This window comes from Micromonospora sp. RV43 (assembly GCF_001029515.1).
Taxonomy (GTDB): domain Bacteria; phylum Actinomycetota; class Actinomycetes; order Mycobacteriales; family Micromonosporaceae; genus Micromonospora; species Micromonospora aurantiaca.
Map to the genome: position 1 here is coordinate 1 of NZ_LEKG01000298.1, position 4,901 is coordinate 4,901.

The window sequence follows — 4,901 nt, forward strand, 5'->3', positions numbered from 1 at the left end:
ACGGACAGCTTCTGGAGGAACCCGACCCCGCGTCGGGCTACCACCACGCCCTGACGTCGATCGACCGACTGATCAAGATCAACAACCCGCCACGCGGCCTTGATCAACAGTTAGTGAAAGACCGAGGCTAGGAGCGGGCCACCCCCAACTGTTCGAAGTAGTGCCCGAGCGAGATCCGCCCGCAGGTCCTCCGGGTCCTCCAGGCCGACCGAGACGCGCAGCAGCCCGCCGCAGGGCTTCGCGTCACCCTCGACCGGCCGGTGGGTGAGCGAGGCCGGGTGCTGGATCAGCGTGTCGACGCCGCCGAGCGACACCGCGTGCGTGATCAGCTCGCAGGCGCCGGCGACCTCGGCCGCGGCGGGCGCGCCACCGCGTACCTCGAAGGCGAGCAGGCTGCCGGTGCCGGACATCTGGCGGCCGACCAGCCCGGCCGGGTCGTGCAGGGACGGGTGGTGGACGCGCTCGACGGCGGGGTGCCCGGCGAGCCAGGCGGCGAGCTTCTCGGCACCGGCCTGCTGGGCGCGGACGCGCAGCGGAAGGGTCTGGATGCCGCGGTGCAGCAGGTACGCGCCGAGCGGGTGCAGGACGGCGCCGGTGACGGCGCGCACCTGGCGCAGCCGGGCGGCCCACTCGGGTCCGCAGGCGACGACGCCGGCGAGGACGTCGCCGTGGCCGCCGATGCTCTTGGTGGCGCTGTGCAGCACGAGCGCGGCGCCGTGGCGGGAGGGCTGCTGGAGCACCGGGGTGGCGACGGTGTTGTCGACGAGCAGCGGGACGTCACCGGCGGCGTCGGCGAGCGCGGCGATGTCGACCAGGTCGAGGCTGGGGTTGGCAGGCGTCTCGACCACGACCAGGGCGGTGTCGGGGCGGATCGCGGCGGCCACGTCGGCGGTGGTGGCCCAGGTGACAGCGGTGCCGAGCAGGCCGGTGGCGAGGACGTGGTCGGTGCCGCCGTAGAGGGGGCGGACGGCGACGACGTGACGCTTGCCGTCGCGGGTGGCGGCGAGCAGGGTGGCGGTGAGCGCGGCCATGCCGCTGGCGAACGCGACGGCCTCGGCGGTGCCTTCGAGCTCAGCGAGGGCGGTCTCGAACCGGGCCACAGTGGGGTTCCAGAGGCGCTGGTAGACGGCGCTGCCGCCGGCCGGGAGGGTGCCGCCGGTGGCGAGTGTCTCGTAGTCGTCACCGCCGCCGGCCACCGAGGGCAGCGGGTTGGTGGTGGACAGGTCGATCGGCGGGACGTGGACGCCGAGCCCGGCGAGGTCGGCGCGCCCGGCGTGTACGGCTGCGGTGTCCACGGAAGTCATGCCGGAAGCGTCGAACATGACGACTGCTAGAGGCAATAGCAGCGAACAAGATTCTGGCAATCACGCTTTCGTCCGGCTGTGATTCGGTGAAAGATGGTCGCATGCCTGCCGCACCGAATGATGTACGGCCGTTCGCCGGCCTGGACGACACCGACCGCGCGATCCTCACCGAGCTGGCGGCCGACGGCCGGCTGCCGAACAACGCGCTGGCCGAGCGGGTCGGGGTGGCGCCGTCGACGTGCCTGACGCGTACCCGGGCGCTGCGCGAGTGCGGGGCGATCCGCGGGTTCCACGCCGAGGTGGACCCGGCGGCGGTGGGCCTGCCGTTGCAGGCGCTGGTGTCGGTGCGGCTGACCGCGCACGAGCGGGCCGCTGTTGACGCGTTCCGCGCCCGGTCGGTACGGCTGCCCGGCGTGGTGTCGGTGTTCCATGTGGCGGGCGCTGAGGACTACGTGCTGCACGTGCGCGCCGCCTCCGGCGACGCGCTGCGGGACTTCGTCCTGGATCATCTGGCTGTCGATCCGGCGGTGCAGCACACGCAGACCAGCCTGATCTTCGAGCAGGCCCGCGGTATGGGGTAGCGCACCCGGCGGAACAATTCCGGCACGTCGCGGGTTGCACCTGCCTGTGATCGACGTACCCATGTCTGTTCTTGATCTTGCCCCGGTGGCGGCGACCGGCAACGCCGGTGAGGCGCTGCGGTACACCACGGAGCTGGCCCGCCGCACCGAGGAGCTGGGCTACCGCCGGTTCTGGGTGGCCGAGCACCACAACATGCCCGCCATCGCGAGTTCCGCCCCGGCGGTGCTGCTCGCGCACCTGGCGGCGAACACCAGCACGATCCGGCTCGGCTCGGGCGGGGTGATGCTGCCCAACCACGCGCCGCTGGTGGTGGCCGAGCAGTTCGGCACGCTGGAGGCGCTGCACCCGGGCCGGATCGACCTGGGCATCGGTCGGGCGCCGGGCACCGACCAGGTGACCGCGCTGGCGCTGCGCCGCACCATGGAGGGCCTGTCCGCGGAGCACTTCCCGCGCGAGCTGGCCGACCTGATGAACTACTTCTCCGGCGCCGAGCCGGGCCCGATCACCGCGACGCCGGGCCGCGGCCAGTCGCCGCAGGTGTGGCTGCTCGGGTCCAGCGGGTTCAGCGCGCAGCTGGCCGGTCTGCTCGGGCTGCCGTTCTCGTTCGCGCACCACTTCAGCTCGCAGAACACGATCCCGGCGTTGCAGCTCTACCGGCAGAACTTCCGGCCGTCGCAGTGGCTGGACCGGCCGTACGCGATGGTGGCTGTCAACGCGGTCTGCGCGGAGACCGACGAGCGGGCCGAGTGGCTGGCCGGGCCGTCCGGGCTGTCGTTCCTGAAGCTGCGGTCGGGGCGGCCGGAGCCGCTCGTCACGCCGGAGGAGGCGGCGGCGTACCCGTACTCGGAGTTCGAGCGGGAGTTCGTCGCCCAGCGCCGCGACGGCCAGGCGACCGGTTCGCCGGAGACGGTGGCCCGGCAGCTCGGTGAGTTGCTGGAGCGCACCGGCGCGGACGAGCTGATGCTCACCACGATGGTGTACGACGTGGCGGACCGGGTCCGCTCGTTCGAGCTGATCGCCGAGAAGGTGGCGGGCGGCCTGCGCCGGGAGGGCTGAAACACGCTCTTCATAGCCACGTCACCGCAGCGTCGCGTGGGACGCATAACTTTGTCCCCGGTGGTGGTACGGCATTCCCGGTCGGGACGGGTCGGGAATGCTGCGGTGTGGTGCACCGGGTCGCCGGCGGAGCGGATTCCGCGGCCGGCGACCCGGTGCCTGCCGTTTCAGCGCAGGTAGATGTTCGGCGCGGGCGGGGTGCTCATGCCGTCGCCCAGGAAGTAGCCGGGGTGCGGCGGCTGGTTGTAGGCGGTGTTCTGCCAGGCCACCGCCACCCGGTACTGCGGGTCGTGCATCAGCGTCGGCAGGCGCAGCCCGGTGGTCACAGGCGTGCTGTAGATCCGTAGCGCGGTGCTGTCGGAGGTGCGCCAGACGACCTCCTCGCGCCAGTCGCCGAGCAGGTCCGCGGAGAGCGCCGGGGTGAACTTGGTGCCGTTGTTCGAGGCGACGCCGCTGCCGGTGAGCAGCCGGGTGTCGCCGCCGGTGCCGTACTTGTCGATCTTCGTGGCGTCGAGCAGCTCCCGGACCGGGTCGCCGTCCCACCAGATCAGGAAGTTCGCCGACGACGGTTTGCGCCCGACGTTCTGGCCCCGGGTGTTCAGCAGCCCGTCGACAGCCGACGACCAGGACTCGGCACCCGGGCTGCCCGCCCAGACGTCGCCGGAGACGCCGCGGCCGTTGTCGCCGCTCGGCGCCGTCTGCCAGATGATCTGCCCGGTACGCGCGTCGGCCATCCAGGAGCTGGGCTTGCTGCCGTCCTCGTCGACCTTGAACACCTCCAGGCCCGCGCGGGAGGGGTCGAGGTCGCCGACGTGCAGGGCGTCGCCGTGGCCGTTGCCGGTGGAGTACAGCAGCCGGCCGTTGTCGTCGATGGTGGCGGCGCCGTACACGATCTCCTGGCGGCCGTCGTTGTCCACGTCGGCCACGGAGAGCTGGTGGTTGCCCTGGCCGGCGGCGGCGCCGTTGCCGGAGGCGTTCGAGTCGAACGTCCAGCGCTTGCGCAGCGTGCCGTCGCGGAAGTCCCAGGCCGCGACGACGGCCCTGGTGTAGTAGCCGCGCGCCATGATCAGCGAGGGGCGCTGCCCGTCCAGGTACGCGGTGCCGGCGAGGAACCGGTCGACCCGGTTGCCGTACGAGTCGCCCCAGGACGAGACGGTGCCGCGCGGCGGGTCGTAGTCGACGGTGGACAGCGCCGCGCCGGTGCGGCCGTCGAACATGGTCAGGTACTCCGGTCCGGCGAGCACGTAGCCGCTGGAGTTGCGGTGGTCGGCCGAGCCGTTGCCGATCACCTGGCCGGTGCCGGAGCGGGTGCCGTCGGCGGTCTTCACGGCCACCTCGGCGTCCCCGTCGCCGTCGTAGTCGTACACCTGGAACTGGGTGTAGTGGGCGCCGGCGCGGATGTTACGGCCGAGGTCGATGCGCCACAGCCGGGTGCCGGTGAGCGTGTACGCGTCGACGTAGACGTTGCCGGTGTAGCCGGACTGCGAGTTGTCCTTGGCGTTCGACGGATCCCACTTGAGCACGAACTCGTAGCGGCCGTCGCCGTCGAGGTCACCGACGCTCGCGTCGTTCGCCGCGTAGCTGTACCCCTCCCCGGACGGGGTGGTGCCGCCGGGCGGCGGCTGGATCGGCACGTCCAGGTAACCGTTGGCGAACTGGAGCGCCGGGGCGGACGCCGCCTGCTCGGCGCCGTTCACCACGGCCCGCACGGTGTACGCCGATCCGGCCGCCGCGCCGCTGTCCAGGTACGTGGTGGCGCCGGTGATCGGACTGCCGTTGACCTTGGTACCGCCCCGGTAGAGGTTGAACGAGACCCCCGTCGTCTCGGTGCCGAGCAGCCGCCAGGAGACCAGGTTCCCGCTGCCGGAGCGGACGCTGATCAGGCCCCGGTCGAGGTCCTCCATCTGCTTGGCGCCGGCCGGCGGGGTGGTCGGCGCCAAGCAGATGGAGGACCTCGAC

The 4,901-nt window shown here is 72.2% G+C and carries 4 protein-coding genes; 2 read left to right on the forward strand and 2 right to left on the reverse strand.

Annotation, left to right across the window (positions count from 1 at the left end; genetic code table 11):
* Positions 1–110: 110 nt before the first annotated feature.
* Positions 111–1,322, reverse strand: a complete 1,212-nt coding sequence (locus ABD52_RS36250) for a PLP-dependent aspartate aminotransferase family protein (protein ID WP_047894720.1) — start codon at positions 1,320–1,322, stop codon at positions 111–113.
* An 83-nt stretch (positions 1,323–1,405) separates the two neighbouring features.
* On the opposite strand from ABD52_RS36250, the gene ABD52_RS36255 reads away from it, so the two are divergent.
* The gene (locus tag ABD52_RS36255) at positions 1,406–1,885 is read left to right on the forward strand and encodes an Lrp/AsnC family transcriptional regulator (protein WP_047894721.1); all 480 of its coding nucleotides are present in this window, start codon (positions 1,406–1,408) and stop codon (positions 1,883–1,885) included.
* Positions 1,886–1,946: 61 nt separating this feature from the next.
* On the forward strand, positions 1,947–2,942 hold the full coding sequence (locus ABD52_RS36260) for an LLM class flavin-dependent oxidoreductase (protein ID WP_174361724.1): 996 nt from the start codon (positions 1,947–1,949) through the stop codon (positions 2,940–2,942).
* Between the two features lie 167 nt (positions 2,943–3,109).
* Here the strand turns inward: ABD52_RS36260 and ABD52_RS36265 are convergent.
* Positions 3,110–4,901 (reverse strand): rhamnogalacturonan lyase (locus ABD52_RS36265; protein ID WP_047894722.1); only part of this gene is annotated, 1,792 nt, incomplete at its 5' end.

Coding starts and splice junctions, on each gene's coding strand:
- ABD52_RS36250 (WP_047894720.1), bottom strand. CDS start 1,322: ATGTTCGACGCTTCCGGCATGACTTCCGTGGACACCGCAGCCGTACAC.
- ABD52_RS36255 (WP_047894721.1), top strand. CDS start 1,406: ATGCCTGCCGCACCGAATGATGTACGGCCGTTCGCCGGCCTGGACGAC.
- ABD52_RS36260 (WP_174361724.1), top strand. CDS start 1,947: ATGTCTGTTCTTGATCTTGCCCCGGTGGCGGCGACCGGCAACGCCGGT.